Origin of the sequence: Mycolicibacter kumamotonensis (assembly GCF_002086285.1) — a bacterium.
GTDB classification, from domain to species: Bacteria; Actinomycetota; Actinomycetes; order Mycobacteriales; family Mycobacteriaceae; genus Mycobacterium; species Mycobacterium kumamotonense.
The window spans coordinates 1-313 of the sequence record NZ_MVHU01000122.1; the positions used below are offsets into that span (position 1 = coordinate 1).

Below are 313 nucleotides of genomic sequence, written 5' to 3' on the forward strand. Positions count from 1 at the left end.
ATTGGGACGAAGTCGTAACAAGGTAGCCGTACCGGAAGGTGCGGCTGGATCACCTCCTTTCTAAGGAGCACCATTTTCCCCCGTCCCCGCAACCGTGTGGGATTCATGATGGTTGGGATACATTTGCCGGCGCCTGTAGTGGGTTGTCCGGTGGTGCAGATAATTTACGAACAGCAACAGCTTTGATCACCAACCGCCGGGAGCGTTATCGTTTCTGGTGGCCGGCCTTTGTGGGTTGGGCACACTGTTGGGTCCTGAGGCAACAGGCCTGTTGTTGCCCCCTTGGTGGGGGTGGGTGTGTTGTCGCTCCATC

At 57.2% G+C, this 313-nt stretch carries 1 rRNA gene; it reads left to right on the forward strand.

Annotated features, from left to right (window positions below):
- A 16S ribosomal RNA gene (locus BST28_RS23045) occupies nucleotides 1-60 on the forward strand; the annotation flags it as partial.
- Nucleotides 61-313: the final 253 nt, after the last annotated feature.